This is a genomic window from Desulfosalsimonas propionicica, assembly GCF_013761005.1.
Taxonomy (GTDB): domain Bacteria; phylum Desulfobacterota; class Desulfobacteria; order Desulfobacterales; family Desulfosalsimonadaceae; genus Desulfosalsimonas; species Desulfosalsimonas propionicica.
On record NZ_JACDUS010000004.1, the window covers coordinates 324609 to 342685 of the forward strand.

The 18077-nt window shown below is 55.7% G+C and carries 14 protein-coding genes; 9 read left to right on the forward strand and 5 right to left on the reverse strand.

Features of this window, described 5'->3' with window-relative positions:
* Positions 1 to 121 precede the first annotated feature (121 nt).
* Positions 122 to 1822, reverse strand: a complete 1701-nt coding sequence (locus tag HNR65_RS09775) for an L-lactate permease (protein ID WP_181551297.1) — start codon at positions 1820 to 1822, stop codon at positions 122 to 124.
* 362 nt (positions 1823 to 2184) lie between these two features.
* Here HNR65_RS09775 and HNR65_RS09780 point away from each other — a divergent pair, with 362 nt between their 5' ends.
* The 3 genes from HNR65_RS09780 to HNR65_RS09790 all read left to right on the forward strand — a co-directional run bounded on the left by HNR65_RS09780 (position 2185) and on the right by HNR65_RS09790 (position 8032).
* Complete coding sequence (locus HNR65_RS09780; RefSeq protein WP_181551298.1) at positions 2185 to 4299, forward strand: SDR family oxidoreductase; 2115 nt, start codon at positions 2185 to 2187, stop codon at positions 4297 to 4299.
* A 51-nt stretch (positions 4300 to 4350) separates the two neighbouring features.
* Positions 4351 to 6738: an SDR family NAD(P)-dependent oxidoreductase gene (locus HNR65_RS09785; RefSeq protein WP_181551299.1), complete on the forward strand. Its 2388-nt coding sequence runs from the start codon at positions 4351 to 4353 to the stop codon at positions 6736 to 6738.
* An 85-nt stretch (positions 6739 to 6823) separates the two neighbouring features.
* Positions 6824 to 8032, forward strand: coding sequence for an acetyl-CoA acetyltransferase (locus HNR65_RS09790; RefSeq protein WP_181551300.1), 1209 nt, complete (start codon positions 6824 to 6826; stop codon positions 8030 to 8032).
* 65 nt (positions 8033 to 8097) lie between these two features.
* Here HNR65_RS09790 and HNR65_RS09795 read toward each other — a convergent pair whose 3' ends face one another.
* Positions 8098 to 8349, reverse strand: coding sequence for a hypothetical protein (locus HNR65_RS09795; RefSeq protein ID WP_181551301.1), 252 nt, complete (start codon positions 8347 to 8349; stop codon positions 8098 to 8100).
* 116 nt (positions 8350 to 8465) lie between these two features.
* Here HNR65_RS09795 and HNR65_RS09800 point away from each other — a divergent pair, with 116 nt between their 5' ends.
* The 5 genes from HNR65_RS09800 (at position 8466) to HNR65_RS09820 (ending at position 12656) form a co-directional block, all read left to right on the forward strand.
* Positions 8466 to 8798, forward strand: coding sequence for a DUF4404 family protein (locus tag HNR65_RS09800; RefSeq protein ID WP_181551302.1), 333 nt, complete (start codon positions 8466 to 8468; stop codon positions 8796 to 8798).
* A gap of 65 nt (positions 8799 to 8863) precedes the next feature.
* Positions 8864 to 9721 (forward strand): alpha/beta hydrolase, encoded by an 858-nt coding sequence (locus tag HNR65_RS09805; protein WP_181551303.1) that lies wholly within the window; start codon positions 8864 to 8866, stop codon positions 9719 to 9721.
* Positions 9722 to 9731: 10 nt separating this feature from the next.
* Positions 9732 to 10796 carry an AI-2E family transporter gene (locus tag HNR65_RS09810; protein ID WP_181551304.1) on the forward strand — a complete coding sequence of 355 codons (1065 nt, stop codon included), beginning with the start codon at positions 9732 to 9734 and terminating at the stop codon, positions 10794 to 10796.
* 30 nt (positions 10797 to 10826) lie between these two features.
* Positions 10827 to 11630 carry an FAD-dependent thymidylate synthase gene (gene thyX / locus HNR65_RS09815; protein ID WP_181551305.1) on the forward strand — a complete coding sequence of 268 codons (804 nt, stop codon included), beginning with the start codon at positions 10827 to 10829 and terminating at the stop codon, positions 11628 to 11630.
* A gap of 12 nt (positions 11631 to 11642) precedes the next feature.
* Positions 11643 to 12656: an MDR/zinc-dependent alcohol dehydrogenase-like family protein gene (locus HNR65_RS09820; RefSeq protein WP_220128346.1), complete on the forward strand. Its 1014-nt coding sequence runs from the start codon at positions 11643 to 11645 to the stop codon at positions 12654 to 12656.
* On the opposite strand, the gene HNR65_RS09825 is transcribed toward HNR65_RS09820, so the two are convergent.
* Positions 12650 to 14512, reverse strand: coding sequence for an AsmA family protein (locus tag HNR65_RS09825; RefSeq protein ID WP_181551306.1), 1863 nt, complete (start codon positions 14510 to 14512; stop codon positions 12650 to 12652). The genes HNR65_RS09820 and HNR65_RS09825 overlap by 7 nt on opposite strands.
* A 104-nt stretch (positions 14513 to 14616) precedes the next feature.
* Positions 14617 to 15222, reverse strand: a complete 606-nt coding sequence (locus HNR65_RS09830; protein WP_181551307.1) for a hypothetical protein — start codon at positions 15220 to 15222, stop codon at positions 14617 to 14619.
* 148 nt (positions 15223 to 15370) lie between these two features.
* On the opposite strand from HNR65_RS09830, the gene HNR65_RS09835 reads away from it, so the two are divergent.
* The gene (locus tag HNR65_RS09835) at positions 15371 to 16927 is read left to right on the forward strand and encodes a glycerol-3-phosphate dehydrogenase/oxidase (protein ID WP_181551308.1); all 1557 of its coding nucleotides are present in this window, start codon (positions 15371 to 15373) and stop codon (positions 16925 to 16927) included.
* On the opposite strand, the gene HNR65_RS09840 is transcribed toward HNR65_RS09835, so the two are convergent.
* Positions 16915 to 17871, reverse strand: a complete 957-nt coding sequence (locus HNR65_RS09840; protein WP_232364728.1) for a bile acid:sodium symporter — start codon at positions 17869 to 17871, stop codon at positions 16915 to 16917. The genes HNR65_RS09835 and HNR65_RS09840 overlap by 13 nt on opposite strands.
* Between the last annotated feature and the right edge of the window lie 206 nt (positions 17872 to 18077).

An 18077-nucleotide genomic window follows, 5' to 3' on the forward strand; every position in this document is an offset into this window, starting at 1 on the left:
ATATCCCATGTATAAATGAATGGCACCGTAGAAGGTCTTTTTTACAGTTAGTGTTAAATAAAAAAGGAAACTCCTTTTTCACCTCCCCCTGTCAGCCAAGGTGATTGCCGATTTGAGATTCTTAAAACACCCCCGGAAAAATAATGTAGGCAAAAACCATTCCCATTATGCCCACCACGACCCCGTAGAGAAGCAGGGGAATCACATTTCGCTTTAAAATCACGCCTTCCATGCCCACCAGGCCCACTGTGGCCGATGCGGCAACAATATTGTGGATGCAGACCATGTTGCCCATGGCGCCCCCCACTGCCTGCAGGGCCACGATAATCTGGCGGGGCAGTTCAAGGGCTGTTGCAATATCATACTGGAATTCGGCAAACAGCAGGTCTGATACCGTGTTGCTGCCGGTGATAAACGAGCCCAGCGCACCGATAAATGATGCAAACAAGGGCCAGGACCCGCCGGTGACCGCGGCCACGGCCTGTGCCATAGACAGGGGCATGGAGGCATATTCCATGGGATTCATGCTGGAATTTTTAAAAATCTGCACCAGGGCCACGGCAAAAAGCAGGGCGATGGTGGGGTTTTTCATGCGCTTAAACGCCTGGCCCCAGGCCTTTTTGACTTTTCCAGCGGACATGCCGTGGAGAAACACCGTCAGCACCGCCACCAGGATAAACGGTACAACTCCCGGATTATACAGGGGCTGGAGGGCATAGTCGATGCCGGACTGACCCAGGATCCCCGAAGCCCCGATGCTCCAGGCCTTGACCCAGTCCACCAGAGGCAGAAACTGGACCCTTGTGAGCACCAGTATCAGACCGATGAGCACATAGGGCATCCAGGCGCGCACCTGGCTCATTTGCGGTTTAAACGAAATATCTGTTTCCGTGGCAATCTCTCCGGTCCATTCCGCCTCCCACTCAGACTGAGGACCGAAATCCCAGGCCTGCTCCGGCAGAAACCAGCTGTTTTTCGCGGCATACAAAACAATGGGCAGACCAACGAGCCCGCCGATTAAGGCCGGAAATTCCTCGCCGATAAAAAAGGCCGAACCCAGATAGGGAATCACAAAGGCCGCTGACGCAAACAGGGAGAACTTCCATACTGCAAGGCCTTCTTTCCAGGACCGGTTCTGGCCAAACAGGCGGGTCATGAAACAAACCACAAAAATGGGCAAGATAAAGGCCATGACCGAATGAAACACCGATGCCCACTTGCCGATAAACATGTAGAATCCGTCCATGTCAGAAAACCCGATGCCCGCCGGGCCGGCCTGGGCGATGGCGCCCTCCACCTTGTGGGACAGGTTTTTGAGACCAAACCAAATAGGCGTGCCCACAGCTCCGAAGGTAACCGGTACGGAGTTTAAAATCAGGGCCACCAGAACCGCGGCCAGTGCCGGAAAGCCCAGGCTCATCAAAAGCGGGCCGGCAATGGCCGCAGGCGTGCCGAATCCGGCCGCGCCTTCGAGAAATGCCTCAAATATAAAGGCAATAATGATGACCTGGACCCGGCGGTCCCTGGAAATGCCGTGGAAACCGTGATTAATGGTCTCCATGCCCCCGCTTTCAGACAAGGTGTATAAGATCATCAGGGCGCCGAAAACAATCAGCAAAACAGTGACGGCAGAGGCAAATCCCTGAAGTGTTGAGGCGGCCACGACCACAACGTCCATTTTCCAGACAAACACACCGGCTGCGGCAGCCACCAGCCAGGCCAGCGGCATGGCCCGGGTGGCCGGCCATCGAAAGCCAACCATGAGCACAAGTGCAACCAGAATGGGCAGAAAAGCAAATGCTGCAAGCAGTCCGATAGGCATAATCCATATCCTTTCCATTGGGGTAAAAAATCAACCAATCGATAGCAAAACGCTGTTTATCTTATCATAATAAACCCGATTCAGAAAAGATCAAAAATTTGCCCGCCCCCCGGCACCGGGCCGGCAATGTCATTGACCGAAAGCAGATTTTTTCCATGTGTGCCGGCATGGATGCAAGCTTTTGAAAAATCCTTTGACATACGATGAAAAAACATTTTATGATTCTCCCCATCATTTGCTGGAATAAATCGCTCTAAAGCTTTAACTTATCGAACTTATATAAAATAACACTTATTCCAACTACACCGATCTGTTAGGGATTCCAAAACATTGCCAACCCATCAAATCAAGGAGGAAGGCCCATGGCCCTGAACCTGGATGCCGTCGGGAAAAAAATCGGCCCTGTCACCACGCCGTATACCTGGAAAGATGCGGCCCTGTACGCCCTGGGCGTGGGGGCGGGTTTCGAGGAACTCAACTACGTCTATGAAAAGGATCTCAAAGTGATTCCCAGTTTCGGGGTTGCAGCGGTGTTTGACTTTCTGATGCATTTCGGAATCAAGGCCGAAGTCAACCTTGCCGGAATCCTGCACGGCGAACAGCAGCTGATCTTTCACAATCCCATCCCCGCCGAAGGCGAGCTGATCACCGAGGGTGAAATCACGGATATCTATGACATGGGAGGCGACAAGGGTGCGATCATCGAAGGCAAAAGCATCACACGTCACTCCAGTGGAAAGCGCCTGTTTACAAGCATTATCAAAATCTTTTCCCGGCTCGACGGCGGGTTCGGCGGAAAACCCGCCCCAAAGGTACAAACCCCCATCCCGGACCGGGCCCCTGACTTTGAGACAAAGGATCATCCGTCCCCGGATCAGCCCCTTTTATACCGGCTTTCCGGAGACGTGTTCCAGCTTCACGTGGATCCGGAATTTGCCAAAATGGCCGGGTTTGAAAAACCCATCATGCACGGCCTGTGCACGCACGGTTTTGCATGCCGGGCCCTGATTGCCAAACTGATTCCGGGCGAACCCGAACGCATGCACAGATTGGACTGCCGGTTTTCAAAGGCCCTTTATCCGGGAGATCCTATCAAGACCCGCATCTGGGAACTTGAACCCGGCCGGGCTGCCTGGGAGGTGGTCAATGAAAAAACCGGCGATACAGTGATCACAAACGGCATATTTGAATACGGCGAAGTACCCAAGGACCAAATTCGTTTTGACGGACAAGTGGCCATTGTCACCGGCGCAGGCGGGGGCCTGGGCAGAACTTACGCCCTGGACCTGGCCCGCAGGGGGGCAAAGGTGGTGGTCAACGACCTGGGCGGTGCCAGAGACGGCACAGGCCAGGGATCTGCAACCCCGGCCCAGAAGGTGGTGGATGAAATCACTGCCAAAGGCGGAGAAGCTGTTGCCAGCTACGACAGCGTGGCCACGGCAGAAGGCGGGCAAAACATCGTGCAGACCGCCCTGGAAAACTACGGCACCGTGGACATCCTGATTAACAACGCCGGGATTCTGCAGGACAAAAGCTTTGTGAAAATGACTCCCGACACCTGGCAGGCCGTGCTCGACGTGCACTTAAACGGGGCCTGCAACGTCACCCGGCCGGCATTTTCCGTTATGCGCGAAAAGGGCTACGGCCGGATCATCATGACCACTTCAGCCGCCGGGCTTTACGGCAATTTCGGCCAGGCCAACTATTCAGCCGCCAAAATGGGTCTGGTGGGATTGATGAACACCCTCAAGCTCGAAGGCCGCAACCACAACATTTTTGTCAATACCGTCGCCCCCCTGGCCGCCTCCCGGCTCACCGAGGACGTAATGCCCGCCGAATTTCTCGACAAGCTCCGCCCTGAATTTGTCTCACCACTGGTGATATTTCTCTGCTCTGAGAGATGTCCGGTTTCCGGCCATATTTACAACGCCGGCATGGGCAGCTTTAACCGCGCCGCAGTCATCACCGGCCCGGGCGCCGTGGCAGGAGATCCGGAATCGATTCCCACGGCCGAACAGGTGAAAGGCACACTCAATCAGATCCAGTCCCTGAAAGACGGCAAAGAATACAGGGAATTAAACGAGCAGGTGGCAGACGTGATCAACGCGTTTTCCCGGCCGGCCAGAGATAATGGAGAATCCGCGGATTCGAAAAAATTCACCGATCCGGCCGCCGTGTTTGAAGCCATGCCCCGGGCCTTTAACCCGGATGCGGCCAGGGGCGTGGACGTGGTCTTTCAGTATCATATCTCCGGGGATACGGGCGGTGACTGGTATTGTGCTGTATCAGAGGGAGCCTGCACGGTGTCGCCGGGAACCCATGAAAACCCCACCTGCACACTGAAAATGGCAGATCATGATTTTCTTGCCATGATCAACGGCGAACTGCCGGCCATGCAGGCCTTTACCGCGGGCAAACTCAAAATCAGCGGAGACGTGATGAAATCCCAGCTCATTGAGAAACTCTTTGCCCTATAAATTGTCTGAACCGCTGCCAACACTTTAAAAATAAAAAAAAGGAGTGAAAACATGATCGGCATCACTTCATACGGCGCATACATACCCCGGCTTCGGCTTTCGCGTTCAGCCATCTACCAGGCCATGGGCTGGTTTGCCCCGGCCATTGTCATGGTGGCCCAGGGCGAGCGCTCCATGTGCAACTGGGACGAAGACGCACTGACCATGTCCGTGGAAGCTTCCAGAAACGCCCTGCAGAAAGCGGACAAAGAAACTGTTGACGGGATTTATCTGGCATCCACCTCGTTTCCCTTTGCAGACCGGCAAAACGCCGGCATTGTATCCACCGCCTTAAATCTTCGCGAGGACATCACGTCTGCGGATTTCACCGCCGCCCAGAAGGCCGGGACCACGGCCCTGGCCACCGCTCTGGACGCGGCTGCGGGAAAAACGGACAAAACCCTGCTGATCACGGCCGCAGACTGCCGCCAGACCAAGCCCGGGGGTTTTTACGAGATGTGGTACGGAGACGGGGCGGCCTCCTTTGTGGTGGGCAGCAAAAACGTGATTGCCCAGTACCAGGGAAGTTATTGCGTATCCTGCGATTTTGTGGACCATTACCGGGGAGCACAGAACCGGTTCGATTATACCTGGGAGGAGCGCTGGGTAAGAGATGAGGGCTATTCAAAGATTATTCCCCAGGCTGTCAACGGGCTTTTAGAAAAGCTGAATCTGGGTATCGATGAAATCGACCGACTGGTCTATCCTTGCTATTTCAAGGCCGAGCACAAAAAAATCGCCCGAAAACTGGGGGCAGACCCGGAAAAGGTCATGGACAACATGCACGAAGTCTGCGGGGATACCGGTTCTGCCCACGCACTTTTGATGCTGGCCGCAGCCCTGGATGCCGCAGAGCCCGGTGAAAACATCGTGGTGGCCGGATTCGGCCAGGGAAGTGATGCCCTGTGCTTTACAGTCACAGAAGAAATCGCCCGGTTCAAACAAACGCCCAGGGTTCAAAGCGTTTTGGACAACCGGGAATCTGTTGACAACTACCCCAAGTGGCTGGTGTTCCGGGATCTTCTGGAGCCGGAGATGGGCATCCGGGCAGAAGCCCCCACCCAGACGGCCATGACCACCCTGTGGCGCAAACGCAAAATGATCCTTGGGCTGGTGGGCGGCAAATGCAGCAACTGCGAAACGCCCCAGTTTCCCAAAACCGAAGTGTGCGTCAATCCCGGATGCACAGCCCGCCACACCCAGCAGGATTACGAGTTTGCCGGCCAGCCCGCACGGGTCAAGACGTTTACCGGTGATATGCTGGCGGTATCCTATGACCCGCCCCACATCTACGGCATGATTCAGTTTGACAACGGCGGCCGGTTCATGGCCGATTTCACCGACTGCAAGCTATCTGAAGTCAAGGTGGGACTGCCCATGCAGATGGTGTTTCGCAAACGCACCCAGGACAAGGAGCGCGGTTTTGTCAACTACTTCTGGAAGGCCCGGCCCGTTGCCGGAGCAGTCGAAGAAATGGCGAAAATCCGTTTTGACGGCCAGGTGGCGGTGATCACCGGGGCCGGCGGAGGCCTGGGAAGGGCCTATGCCCTGGAACTGGCATCCCGGGGCGCCAGTGTGGTGGTCAATGATCTGGGCGGTGCAAGAGACGGCACAGGCCGGGGCTCTGCTGCACCGGCCCAGCAGGTGGTGGATGAAATCACTGCGGCCGGCGGCCGGGCAGTTGCCAATTATGATAACGTGGCCACCGCCGAAAGCGGACAAAACATCATTGACTGCGCCCTTAAACATTACGGCCGGGTGGATATCGTGATCAACAACGCCGGAATCCTTCGGGACAAAAGCTTTACCAAGATGGAACCCGAAAACTGGAACGCAGTGCTGGCGGTTCACTTAAACGGCGCTTTCAACGTGAGCCGCCCGGCATTCGAGGTCATGCGCACCCAGGGCTACGGCCGGGTGATTATGACCACTTCGGCGGCCGGACTATACGGCAACTTCGGCCAGGCCAATTATTCGGCCGCCAAAATGGCCCTGGTGGGCATGATGAACACCCTGAAACTGGAAGGGGCCAAATACGACATTTGCGTCAACACCATCGCCCCCCTGGCCGCATCCCGACTGACCGAAGACATTATGCCCCGGGAAATGCTCGACCGGATGAAGCCCGAACTGGTCACGCCCATGGTGGTCTATCTGGCAAGCGATCAGTGCCGGGAATCGGGTCGTATCTACAATGCCGGCATGGGCTATTTCAACCGGGCCGCCATTCTCACCGGCAAAGGCGCCAGGCTGGGCAGCGGCGAAAACCCGCCCACCCCCGAAGAGGTGGCTGAAAACTTTGAACAAATCATGGACATGACCGGAGCAGAGCCCATTGATGACGCCAATGCCGCTTTGTTTGCATTGATGTCACCACAGGAAGCCAAAACAGCACCCTGAAAAACGATCCGTTTCGATTTGATCAATCCGAAAACCCGCAACAAAGAATTTTCGGAACAGCATAGGATAAATGAGGAGGCAGAATATGGCAACAGGCATAAGGGATAAAGTGGCAATCATCGGCATGGGATGCACCCGTTTCGGGGAAAGATGGGATGTGGGCGCAGAAGAACTCATGCTTGAAGCCTTTGAAGAGGGACTGACCGATGCCGGCATTGCACCGGCAGATATCCAGGCCGCATGGTTTGGCACGTGCATGGATGAAGTCAACGTGGGCAAAACCGCCATGCCCCTGGCCACCACTCTCAGGCTGCCCATGATTCCGGTCACCCGGGTGGAAAATTACTGCGCCACCGGCACCGAGGCTTTCAGGGGGGCTTGTTATGCAGTGGCATCCGGGGCATATGACATCTGCCTGGCCCTGGGTGTGGAAAAACTCAAGGATACCGGCTACGGCGGACTGCCTGCAGGCGGCTCCAACACCGGCTCGCTCATGTGGCAATGGTGGCCGAATTTGACCGCCCCGGGCTCTTTTGCCCAGCTGGCCAGCGCCTATGCCGCCAAGTACCGGATCCCGGACGCGGATCTGAAACGGGCCATGGCCCACGTATCGGCCAAAAGCCATGAAAACGGGGCTCTGAACCCCAAGGCGCATCTGCAAAAAAAAGTCTCCGAGGACCAGGTCATGGCCGCCCCGATTGTGGCTCATCCCCTGGGTTTGTTTGACTGCTGCGGGGTCAGCGACGGGTCGGCCTGCGCCATTGTCACGACCCCGGAAATCGCACAAAAGATGGGGAAAAAGGATTTTGTATCTGTCAAAGCCCTGCAGCTGGCCCTGAGCAGCGGCGAGGAAATCGGTTTTAACGACTGGGACGGGGATCATTTCATGACCACTGCAAAGTGCAGCACTGAGGCCTACAAGGAGGCCGGCATTGACAACCCCAGAGAGGAAATCAGCATGATGGAACTCCATGACTGCTTTTCCATCACAGAGCTGGTCACCTACGAGGATCTGCACATCTCCCAGCGCGGAAGGGCTGTCCACGACATCATGGACGGATTCTACGACCGCGGCGGCCAGGTGCCCTGCCAGATCGACGGGGGACTGAAATGCTTCGGCCATCCCATAGGTGCATCCGGGCTGCGGATGCTCTACGAGATGTATCTCCAGTTCCATGGACGGGCCGGGGAACGTCAGATCCAAAACCCGCAGCTGGGAATGACCCACAACCTGGGCGGTTTTCCGTTCCAGAACATCTGCAGCATCGCCATTGTGGGAAAATACAAGGGATAGGTGCAGAAGACGGAGGTTGGAATACAGAGGGCAGAGGGCGGAAGGCAGAAGACAGAGGACAGATATCAGGACGTCGGGACCGGGAAAATATCGGCCATGAATGTGAAGGTGTCAAACCCATCGCAGAAAAATGCCCGGCAGGCTTGAGGCCGCCGGCTGTAGACCGTGCACCTGCCTGAAGCCTCCAGGCACGGGCAGGCCAGAACCGTCCGTTTTTCACCAATCTGCAGGGGCATCCGGAATCCGGTTTCCGGGTGCCGGCCGCAGCAGACATACACCTTTTCCTCCATGTCGCAGGCTTCACAGGGATTTGTCATTGCCCGCCACAGCCGCCGGAAGCGTTTGTATCCACCCACATAAAAAGAAAAACAATCTTGTCATAAAACCCAGATTACGTTAGGATTGCAAAAAAACCTGACAACAAGGATGGCCTATGCTCAAGCACACACTGTCAAAACTTGAGGAGAAAATCAAGACTTCCGGAAACATCCCGGAAAACAAAAAACAGGAATACTACGAACTGCTCAGCCGCTTAAACGAAGAGATCACAGACCTGGCTGAAACCGACCTGCAGCGGGCCGAAAGCATCAAAAAATTCACCAAGGCCTCGGCCCACGAAGCCACCCGCGAAGAGCTGGACCCCAATCTGCTGGAGACCTCCATCCAGGGACTGCGCCAATCAGTCCGGGATTTTCGCACATCCCATCCCAGGCTTGTGGACACGGTAAACGATATCTGTATTTTTCTGTCCAAGCTCGGCATTTAAACAATGCCGTCTTTGAGGCTGTCATTTATTGCAATGCGAACAACCCTCAAAAAAAGGACGCAGTCATGTCAGCTTCCCCTTCACAATCAACCGAAACGATGATTGCCAAAGACGGCACCCCGTTGTTTATCCGGCACTTTCCGGCCGGCTCTGACCCGCGCGCATACATGGTCATCGTCCACGGTCTGTGCGAACATTCGGGCCGGTATGAACAAATGGCGAAATTTTTGAACGAAAGAGGCATCCGGGTTGTTGCCCATGACCAGCGGGGACACGGGCAAAGCGGCGGGTCGCGGGGTCATGTGAGGGACTTTGATCTCCTGACAGACGACCTGATGCAGGTGATCCAAAAATGCCGGCAGCAGATGGATGAAAATCTGCCCATGCTGATTCTGGGCCACAGCATGGGCGGCCTTGTGGTGCTGCGCTTTGCACAGCGTTTTGGCGACACTGTCAGCGGGGTGATCGCATCATCTCCCGCCCTGGCCCCGGCGATTTCCATTCCCCCGGTAAAAGCCGCCCTTGGCCGGCTTATGTCGCGCATCCGGCCGCAGCTCACCTTTGACAACCAGCTGACGCCCGAACATATCAGCCACGACGATTCGGTGGTCCAGGCCTATATCAGCGACCCTCTGGTCCTTGACCGGGTCAGCGCCCGTTTGTTTATGGAAATCACCAAAACAATGGAGCGGACAAATCAGGATGCGCCCCTGCTGAGCGTCCCCCTGCTGCTGCAGGCCGCAGGCGATGACCGCCTGGTGGATCCCGGCGCTTCCCGCAAATTTTTCGAACATATCGGAGCTTCGGACAAAACCCTGCATGTATATCCAGGCCTGTTTCATGAAATCTACAATGAAGAGCCGTCCCGGCGGCAGCAGGTTTTAACGGATCTTGAAGCCTGGCTTGAAAGCCATGTCCGTTGAGAGGCCTTCAATGATCCGGAGTATGCGGGACTGGCTTCACCGGAAATTTTCCGATCCCCAGGTGGTGATCCTCTGGGCAATGCTGCTGGGCGGATTTCTGCTGGTGATTCTGTTGGGCCGGATGCTGCAGCCGGTGTTTGTGGGCCTGATCATCGCCTACCTGCTCGAAGGCATCGTATCCCGGCTCGAAACCTGCCGCATTCCCAGGGCCATTGCCGTTACCCTGGCTTTTGCCCTTTTTATGATCTGTTTTCTTGCCCTGATCATTGGGCTGCTGCCCCTGCTTTCCAGGCAGATCGCTCAATTGATCCAGGAACTGCCCGCCCTGATCACAAACGGCCAACAACAGCTCATGCAGCTTCCGGAACGCTACCCTGAACTGGTCTCGGAAGATCAGATCAAACAGGTGATCAATTTTTTAAAAACCGAGCTCACGCGCCTGGGCCAGAGTGCGGTGGTTTTTTCAGTGGCCTCAGTGCGAAACCTGATCACCATTCTGGTCTATCTTGTGCTCGTTCCCCTGCTGGTCCTGTTTTTCCTCAAGGACAAGGACAGAATCATTTCCTGGTTTCAAAAGTTTCTGCCCAAAAACAAGGACCTGGCCACAGAAGTATGGCAGGAGGTCAACGATCAGGTGGCCAATTTTGTCCGGGGCAAAATCTGGGAAATCATTATCGTCTGGACGGTGAGCTATGCCACCTTTACCCTCCTGGAGCTCAATTTTGCCATGCTGGTGTCTTTGTTTATCGGCCTGTCCGTGCTGATCCCCTATATCGGGGCCACGGTGATGACCATCCCGGTGGTGCTGCTGGCCTTTTTCCAGTGGGGCATCAGCCCGGAATTTACCTACACCGTAATCGCATACGGCATCATCCAGCTCATTGACGGCAACATCCTGGTGCCGCTGCTGCTGTCCGGGGTGGTCAACCTCCATCCGGTGGCCATTATCGTGGCCATTCTGGTTTTCGGGGGATTGTGGGGCTTCTGGGGACTGTTTCTGGCCATCCCCCTGGCCACACTGGTCCATGCGGTCATCAAAACCTGGTTTTCAAAAAAATCGGAAAAAACCGGATAAATTCTTTACCAAGCAACACAGGAGGCTATCATGCGGGAAATTGACATACCCAGGGTCTACCTGGTGGCCAAAACCACCCTGGTATCTGAAGGGTTAAACGCGTATCTAAAAGATATCGGCAGCCCGGACTGGCAAACCGACGACAATGCCGCAGACGGGGAAAACCTGATCGAGGCTGCCGGCCGGATGTGCTATCGCTCCTGGCAGCCCTGGGACCCGGCCAAGCCCGAGGCCTCCAACCCAAATGTCGGCCGGGTGCGCCGGGGCAATGACCGGTATCTGGCCAACGTGCTCAAAAGCGGCCATGGATCCGTTCTGGAACACGTGAACGCCACATTTATCTGCAAAGACGTCTCGCGGGTATTTACCCATGAACTGGTCCGCCACCGCGCCGGCATGGCCTATTCCCAGGAAAGCCTCAGATACGTACGTTTGGATGATCTTCCGGTGTGGATCCCCGATTCTGCCAAATCCAAGCCGGAGGCAGAAAAAAAATTCCGGGAGGTGGTGGATTTTCTGGAAAACACCCAAAAGGAGCTGGCCGATATCTTCGGCATTGCCGACATGGACGATTTTACCTCCAAAAAAATGCTCACCTCCATGTTCCGCCGCCTTGCACCCATCGGCATCGGCACCACCATTATGGTTACCGGCAACCTGCGGGCCTGGCGCCACATCATTTCCATGCGAACGTCCGCGCATGCAGAAGAGGAAATCCGGCTGGTGGGCGATCAGATTGCCAGGATCTGCAAAAAGGAATTTCCCAACGTGTTCCAGGACATGTTTCAGGACGAGCAAACCGGGGCCTGGGGATTTGATCACACCAAGGTATAGCCGGATGTGCCGATGAAAACCATGAAAGCCATCCGGTTTAAAAACCGGCAGGTGATCACCGAAGAAGCCCCCCTGCCGGAAATCAGTGAAAACGAGGCCCTGGTGAAGGTTTCCATGGCCGGCATCTGCGGCACGGACACGGAAATATTTGAGGGCTATGCCCGATTTTCCGGAATTGCCGGCCACGAGATGGCCGGGGTGGTATGCCGGGCCCCGGGGCAACCGGGGCTGGAAGGCAAGGCAGTGACCGCGGATATCAACTGCGGCTGCGGCGTATGTCCATGGTGTACCGCCGGCGATCCCCGCCATTGCCAAAACCGGGAGGTCATTGGAATCCGGGGCAGAAACGGCGCCTTTGCCGAATACTGTGCCGTGCCCGCAAAAAACCTGCACGAGATCCCTCAGGGGCTGGGCACGGAGCAGGCCGTATTTGCCGAGCCACTGGCTGCGGCACTGGAAATCACCCAGCAGGTCCATGTTGTCAACACGGACAAAATCGCAATTCTGGGCGACGGCAAAATGGGCCTGCTTTCAGCAATGGCCCTTGTCCATGCAAGCCGGCGGGTCACGCTCATCGGCCGCCATGCCCGGAAACTCGCCATTGCAGAGTCCGCCGGCATTGCCACGGTGCAGACCGCCGCAGAAGAGCCGGCCCAGGCGCTCAGAAGCCGGATGGGGCTGTTTGATCTGGTGGTGGATGCCACGGGCGCTGCTGAAGGCATCCAAACCGCTCTTTGCCTGGTGCGGCCAGAAGGCACGGTTGTTGTGAAAACCACGTCCCGCAATCCTTCCCGGATTGACCTTTCCACGGTCGTGGTCGATGAAATCCGCATCCTGGGCTCAAGATGCGGAGACATTGCTCTGGCCCTGCGCTGTCTGGAGCGCGGCTGGGTTGATGTCAGCGCCCTGGTTGAAAAAATCTATCCGTTTTACCGGTTTGAACAGGCCTTTGCCCATGCCCGGCAAAAGGGCAGTCTCAAAATCCTGGTGGATTTTGAGAAAAAAACCGGCCAGGGCGGTTACTGAAACAATTTCTGCAGCCCCTTTTCAATGACTTTCCGGGTTCCCTCCTCGGTCAACTGCTTTTGCAGGCGCGCCCTGTCCAAAACAAAACGGGGTTTTCCCAAAGAGCCGCCCAGGGCAACGGGCATGCTGGTCCATCCCTGCTCATCAGAAAGCAATTGGCCCACAAGGCTGTCTGATGACAGGCGGCTGGAAAATCCCGGGGCCAGGGCCAGGTTCAGGTTCATGTCCAGGGCGCCGTTTAGGCCGATGGTGCCGGTGGGCTTCATTTTCACATCCTTTCCGGCAAAATCGGAAACCAGCCGGACTTTTCCGTCCTCAATTTCAAAATCGCCCTCAAATGATTTGAAATCAATGGATTTCAAATCCCCTGCGCCCAGGGTCCGGGCCAGGCCGCCGGCAAAATCATTGCCGGCAATCTTTCCCTCGGAAATCCGAACTTGCCCCTGCCCGCTTAAGGCATCGCGCATCTGCTCCCAGGCAGTGCCCTTTCCGGAAACATTGATCGCAGCCGATGTCCGCCCCAGCAGCGTTCCCGCAGCCTTTGGGTAAAGTCCGGACATCAGGGCGTCAGCGCTGATCTCCTGCACGGAAAAATCAGAATCATAGGAAAGCCCGGCAACACCCAGATCCACCCGGGCGTTTCCGGAAATCGCGCCTTCGGCCAGCCTCGCTTCCAGGGTTTCCACGGTAAGCACGTTTTTAATCAGGTTATAGCGAAGCTTCAGGTCAGTCATGGCAAGGCCTTTGTAAACCGCCTTATCCACATCGACCTGCCCGTTTACTGCAACCGGCAGATCAAACGGGCCCAGGGGGCCATCTTGGCCAGCAGGAGCCGGTTTTGAAGAATCAGACGAACCCGGCTCTGCCCTGCCCTCTTTTTCTTTTTGCCGGGGCTGGGGAGTTTGAAGCGCGGCCATGAGTTTGTCGATATTTAAATTGTCGGCATGGATGCGGTTTTCAATTTTCAAAGGCTTGGAAAAAAAATCCGTTACCGTCAGATCCACGGAAACCACATCATCGCCAAGGGTGATCTTAAGTCCCTGTGTATGGATTTTTTGAGATGAGAGATCAATGGTGCCCGAGACAACCGGCCGGAGTCCTTCAATGGCGGCCCGGGCCTGGTTTTCCAAATAAGGGGCAAAATCAGCGATATTAAAACCATCGAGTTTCACATTGGCCTGAATTTGAGCATCTGCGGCATTGACCGTGCCTTTGGCAGAAAACGGCGCCTGGCCGAGCCGGGCGTCCATTTCAAAGGGAAAGGACTGATCCGGGGAAATGTCTTTGGCAGAGGCGTTAAACCCGCTGATCTCATAGTCAAACCCATCTGTTCCAGCCCCGTGGTCGGTAAAAAACACTGTGCCGTCTTTGACCTGAAGCCGGCTGACCAGCAGATTGATACCATTGCCCTGTTTGCCTTCGGATGCCGGAGCCGCGGATTTTTCTTTTGGCTCAGCCGAAGGCGGCCCTGTGAGCAGATCGCTGAAATTAAACGTGCCGTCTTTATTCCGGACAACGCGGATCTGCGGTTTTTCCAGACGGATTTCATCGACCACCACCTGTTTTTTCAGCAAGGGCCACAATTGATAGCGAAGCACCATTTCATCTGCGGCCACAAAGTCCTGATCGGCATTTTGCATGCCAACGCGCACATCCCGGATCACCACCCCGGAAAACAGGCTGATATCAATGTCGCCAATGGCCACGCTCCGGTTGAGGTTTTTTTCGGCAATGGGGATCACCGTTTGTCTTACCCGCTCCGGGGTGATCAGAAATTTGGCCGCCACCACCAGCACAATGATCACTACAACCAAAATCCCCACAGCAATACCCAAAATTTTTCCCGCCTTTTTCATTGTTCCACCCCTTATGGTTATTTGCGCGCTGCATTTCACCGCCGGCCGCAATCAGCCGTCACCTTTTCCGATCATACGGATTGTCTTCTATTATCAGATCTTTTTTAATTCTTGTCAAACACCGCAGGGAGACGTGACAACGACGGCATCGGCACAACCAGGGCATAATCAGCTTGTGACGGTTTTCGCACGTGGCGGGTCGTGTGTGGTTTGTTTGCCTGCGGCGTGCTTTCGGCAATTGGCCGAAACCGCGCCAATGCAGTCAAACAAACCACCCCCGCCCCGCCACATGGCCAACTCTCTGGAAACAAGCGGAGACAATTGTTTTTTACCAAGAGTTCCTTTGAATTTAAATGCCGATCTAGAGTTAACCAGCCTGGAAGGGTGTTTCCAACGTGTTTTACAGGCTTATCGAACTTGGGAATGGTTTCCAAGGAAGCCCGGAGGGCGGGGCTGGTTTTTGAAACGACATTGAGGATTTTTGCGAAAAGATTCAGCCAATGCCGGAGCCGGAAAATTTCAAACTGTCTGAGGCCGACAGGCCGAGTTTGTAAATTTCGGGCGAAGGCATTGGATGAATCCGCAAAAAGGCTCAGGAGAAAAAAAACCGGCCCCGGCCGCAGGGCTTTCTTCCTCCAGGCCGCCGCCTTCATTGCAGGAAACGTGACAATGACGGCATCAGCATAACCAGCTTGTGCCGGTTTTCGCATGTGTTTTACAACGTTATCGAATTTGGATATGGCCCCAAGGAAGTCCGAAGGGCGGGGGCGGGTTTCGGATTCTGGTTGCCAATCCGTGCCATGGAAGATAACATTACAGAATATACGGCAACAATTTATCTTTATCCGGGAGGGGCACATGAACCGAGACGAGATGGTTTCACGAATCAAAAACACCGTGGAACCCTGGGATTTTGTGATTATCGGCGGCGGGGCAACCGGTCTTGGATGCGCTATTGAAGCCGCATCCAGGGGATATCAAACCCTTTTGCTGGAACGCGACGATTTCTCCAAGGGCACTTCCAGCCGCAGCACCAAGCTCATCCACGGGGGTGTGCGCTACCTGCAGCAGGGAAATGTTTCCCTGGTGCTCGAAGCCCTCAGAGAACGCGGCCGCCTGCGCAGAAACGCCCCGCACCTGGTGCACAACCTGCCGTTTGTGGTGCCCAGCTACGACTGGTGGGAAGGCCCGTTTTACGGCATCGGCCTGAAACTCTACGATATGCTCGCCGGCAAGCACGGCTTTGGCCATTCCCGGTTTCTTTCCCGGGAGACCACCCGCCAATACCTGCCCACGGTTGAAACCGAAGGCCTGCGCGGCGGGGTGATTTATTACGACGGCCAGTTTGACGACTCGCGCCTGGCCATCAACATGGCCCAGACCGCGGCAGACCAGTCCGCCACCCTTGTCAACTACATGAAAGTCACCGGCCTGATCCGGGAAAACCAGATGACCGCCGGGGTGAGGGCAAAAGACATTGAAACCGGCGCAGAATACGAAATCCGGGCCAAAAGCGTTATCAATGCAACAGGGGTATTCACCGACCAGGTACTGCGCATGGACGACCCCGGGTCAAGGCAGATCATTGTTCCCAGCCAGGGCGTGCACCTGGTGTTAGACGCCTCATTTCTTCCCGGAGACAAAGCCATCATGGTGCCCCACACCGCAGACGGCCGGGTGCTGTTTGCCACCCCCTGGCACGACAAAGTGATCGTGGGCACCACAGACACCATGGTGGATGAAATCCTGGACGAACCCCGGCCCCTTGAAAATGAAATCGAATTTCTGATCTCCCACGCAGCGCAATACCTCACCAAGGATCCGGATGCATCTGATGTGCTCAGCATTTTTGCCGGGCTGCGCCCGCTTGTAAACCAGGGAGATGGGGATAGCACCGCAGCCCTTTCCCGGGATCACACCATTTATATTTCCCGCTCCGGGCTGGTGACCATCACCGGGGGCAAATGGACCACCTACCGAAAAATGGCCGAGGAAACCATTGACCAGGCCGCAATGGTGGCCCACCTGGACGAACGGCCCTGTGTGAGCCATGATCTGCATATCCACGGCTATCATAACCATGCGGAAAAATTCGGGGACCTGGCGGTCTATGGCGCGGATGCCGCAGGCATCCGGGATCTTTGCTACCAGCGCCCGGAACTCAAAAAACAGATTCATACGGCATTTCCCACCATTGCCGCAGAAGCCGTGTGGGCGGTGAAACACGAAATGGCCCGCACTGTGGAGGATTTCCTGGCCCGCCGGACCCGTGCCCTGCTGCTGGATGCCAGGGCCAGCATGGAGGCTGCAGAAGAAACGGCCCGGCTCATGGCAGGGGAACTGGGACAGGATGAAAACTGGATCCGCCGGGAAATTGAATCCTATCAAAGCCTGGCCAGGGGCTATTTCCTGTAAGACAGCCGGCCCACCAGAAACCCGTCTATGAGCAGGGAAACCAGGTGGTGGAGCACGCAGACCATCAACGCCAGGGCAAACTGGCCAAAAAGGGTCACCTGCAGAATAATGGACAACGGCAGGGTTTTCTGGCTGCCCATGAACAACACTGCCTCCATTCGTCCCCGGGGCACGGAAAACACCCGCACCATCAGATACGCGCACCCCAACAGCACACAGTGAAAAGCAGCCACAACCCCGGCCATGGAAACCATGCCCCCAAGATTCCCGGAAAGCACCGGCCGGGCCTGGGCCACGCCCATCCAGACAATGCACAGGATCAAACACTGGTTGATGAGCTGAAACCGGCCTGCGGCTGCGGCAAGGCGGGAAAACGCCCGGGCCTTGACGGCCAGGCCCATGCACAGGGGAACCAGCACGTATAAGCCGATCTTGATCATCACCCCTGTGCGGTCAAAATCCACCTGAGTGGAAATATCCGTGAGACCGAGCAAAAGCGGCAGCGTGAAAGGGATGGTAAACATGCACAGCAAATTGGCCACGATGGTGATAAACAGGGCGTGGGCCGGGTTTCCGCCGGAAGCCCCGCTCATGACCACTCCGCTGCTCAGGGTGGTGGGCATGACCGAGACCAGAAAAAGCCCGATGATCACGCCTGTCTGCAGCGGGGCCAGGGACACCAGGGCGGCTATGGCCGGGGCAAACCCGAAAATCAGGGCCAGGGCCATTGCCGTGCCGGACACATCCCGCAGACCGGCCCGGATCTGTCCGGGATCCAGGACAATCCCGGAGAAAAAAAATACAAGAAAAATAACTACATCCGGGCCGTGATGGCGCTTGACCGCCTGGCCGGCATCTGCCAGCAGCCCTGTGGGATCGGCCATGGTTGCGGCAAACACCGTTGCCAGCCCGATTAAAAACCAATATTTTTTGACGACTTTCAATACCGCCGGCCTCCTTATCTCCTTATTATCCGCACAATTGCCGGATTTTTTTATTGCATGCAGGGCCTTATTCTGATTAGATAAACAAATTTTGGAACATAGCAGATTCTGTAATTCAATGCCAGATCATAAAATCCGGCAAGCCATTGTTGATGGCATCGTAAGTCTGATTTCAGATGGCGCCGCAAAAAGTTCAAGATCGCTGT

What these genes read in the sequence shown, in the direction of transcription:
- HNR65_RS09775 (WP_181551297.1), bottom strand. Translation starts at nt 1,822, where the DNA reads ATGCCTATCGGACTGCTTGCAGCATTTGCTTTTCTGCCCATTCTGGTT.
- HNR65_RS09780 (WP_181551298.1), top strand. Translation starts at nt 2,185, where the DNA reads ATGGCCCTGAACCTGGATGCCGTCGGGAAAAAAATCGGCCCTGTCACC.
- HNR65_RS09785 (WP_181551299.1), top strand. Translation starts at nt 4,351, where the DNA reads ATGATCGGCATCACTTCATACGGCGCATACATACCCCGGCTTCGGCTT.
- HNR65_RS09790 (WP_181551300.1), top strand. Translation starts at nt 6,824, where the DNA reads ATGGCAACAGGCATAAGGGATAAAGTGGCAATCATCGGCATGGGATGC.
- HNR65_RS09795 (WP_181551301.1), bottom strand. Translation starts at nt 8,349, where the DNA reads ATGACAAATCCCTGTGAAGCCTGCGACATGGAGGAAAAGGTGTATGTC.
- HNR65_RS09800 (WP_181551302.1), top strand. Translation starts at nt 8,466, where the DNA reads ATGCTCAAGCACACACTGTCAAAACTTGAGGAGAAAATCAAGACTTCC.
- HNR65_RS09805 (WP_181551303.1), top strand. Translation starts at nt 8,864, where the DNA reads ATGTCAGCTTCCCCTTCACAATCAACCGAAACGATGATTGCCAAAGAC.
- HNR65_RS09810 (WP_181551304.1), top strand. Translation starts at nt 9,732, where the DNA reads ATGATCCGGAGTATGCGGGACTGGCTTCACCGGAAATTTTCCGATCCC.
- thyX (WP_181551305.1), top strand. Translation starts at nt 10,827, where the DNA reads ATGCGGGAAATTGACATACCCAGGGTCTACCTGGTGGCCAAAACCACC.
- HNR65_RS09820 (WP_220128346.1), top strand. Translation starts at nt 11,643, where the DNA reads ATGAAAACCATGAAAGCCATCCGGTTTAAAAACCGGCAGGTGATCACC.
- HNR65_RS09825 (WP_181551306.1), bottom strand. Translation starts at nt 14,512, where the DNA reads ATGAAAAAGGCGGGAAAAATTTTGGGTATTGCTGTGGGGATTTTGGTT.
- HNR65_RS09830 (WP_181551307.1), bottom strand. Translation starts at nt 15,222, where the DNA reads ATGCGAAAACCGGCACAAGCTGGTTATGCTGATGCCGTCATTGTCACG.
- HNR65_RS09835 (WP_181551308.1), top strand. Translation starts at nt 15,371, where the DNA reads ATGAACCGAGACGAGATGGTTTCACGAATCAAAAACACCGTGGAACCC.